Genomic DNA, 1516 nt, shown 5'->3' with positions numbered 1-1516 from the left:
CCTGGTAGGCGTGCACGATGCCGTCGTCCTCGACGAACGCCGACACCATGACGTCGGGCGTGTACGGCGCGGTCCCGCACAGCGAGAGCGTGGTGATGTCCTCGGCGAGTTCCTCGGGCGTCGCTCCGAGCGCGTCGGCCAGTGCGGTGAGGCCGAGCTCCGAGTCGGCGAGCAGGTGCGGCAGCAGCGCGAGCATGCGGCGTGCGCGCAGGGCGGCGGGGGTCCTAGCCGGCATGGGCGCTCACCGCCTCGGCGAGGCCGTCGCGCAGCATCGCGACCGCTTCCGGCGGCCCGGCGATCGCGATGCCGGGTCCGTTCTCGACCACCCACTGCGCGAGCCGTCGCGGGTCTCGGGCGGGGATGCTCCAGGCGAGCGAGCCGTCGGCGGCGGCGTCCAGCGTCCCTGCGCCGCCGGTGAGCGCCGGCGCGCGCCATGCGTCCGACGGCGAGAACGTCAGGTGCGCCTCGAACGGCTCGCCGCCGCCGTACTGGAACGGCAGGCCGACGAAGCTGCGCACGTCGAAGCCCTCAGGCCGCTCGAAGTCCGGCGACTTGGGCTGCTTGGCGTTGGCCTCGGGCGCGCGCATGCGCGCGGCGGCGTACACGCGCGGCCCGCCGGCGGCGTCCGTGGCGGTATCGTGGCCCACCAGGTACCAGCGCCCGTCGCGCAGGAACAGCCCGTACGGCTCGACCTCGCGCGACCGCGACTCGCCGAGTGCGTTCGTGTAGCCGAACCACACGGTCTTGCGCGCCTCGACGGCGGCGGCCAACAGCGCGACGGATGCACCCTGCGCCTCCGGGTCCTCGTCGGCCAGCCGCGCGGCGGCGGGTGCGGTGCCGTCGGCATCGAGGTCGGGTACGACCTTGGCCAGCGCGAGTCGCAGGTCGTCCGCGAACGGGAACGCGGGGTCGCCGGCGAGCGCCACCCCGATCGCGTGCAGGGCGGCGAGTTCGGCGCGCGTGAAGCGGACCTCGGCGGCGAAGGTCGCGGACGGGTCGAGGGCGTAGAGGCCGCCGGGCGCCTCCTGGTCGTGCGTGATCGCGAGCCCCGCGGCGCGCAGGTCCTCCTTGTCGCGCTCGAACATGCGCAGGAACGCGGCCTCGTCTTGGGCCCGCGGGTAGCCGGCGACCTCGGTGCGGATCTGCTCCGCGGTGACGGGGCCCTTCGCGTCGGCGAAGTACAGGGCGAGGTTCACGAGGCGTTCGAGCGCGTCGGCCACGGCGGTCCCCTCGGTGCGGCACGGGCGGGTCGGGCGCGCGGAGCGCCCGCGGTGCGTGGCGCGATTGTAGCGCGCGGTACGGACGCGGCGGGCCGGGTGCGCGAACACCCCCGGGGAAGAGGAAAGAGGGTGGCTCTTATACACCACTGACGCCGCCGGCGAAGAAGAAAGGGGAGATCGTGGTGGGGGACGCAGAAACAGAAGACAAAAAACAGATGAGGCCGTGTTGGATGCTACAAGAGGACAGTGACATGCAGAAGAGCTCAGTGTACATGAACGCTCGTGTACACAGATGG

General features: G+C 72.8%; 2 protein-coding genes. Both read right to left on the bottom strand.

The window, feature by feature from the left end; translation table 11 throughout:
• The coding region (locus tag FDZ70_10510) for a hypothetical protein (protein ID TLM66370.1) at positions 1-235 on the bottom strand (235 nt) is incomplete at its 3' end.
• Positions 225-1220: a WYL domain-containing protein gene (locus FDZ70_10505; GenBank protein ID TLM66369.1), complete on the bottom strand. Its 996-nt coding sequence runs from the start codon at positions 1218-1220 to the stop codon at positions 225-227. The genes FDZ70_10505 and FDZ70_10510, both read right to left, overlap by 11 nt.
• Positions 1221-1516 lie beyond the last annotated feature (296 nt).

This window comes from Actinomycetota bacterium, assembly GCA_005774595.1.
Taxonomy (GTDB): Bacteria; Actinomycetota; Coriobacteriia; order Anaerosomatales; family D1FN1-002; genus D1FN1-002.
The sequence above is the reverse complement of the archived record's forward strand: the minus strand, read 5'-3'. Positions and strand labels throughout refer to the sequence as shown.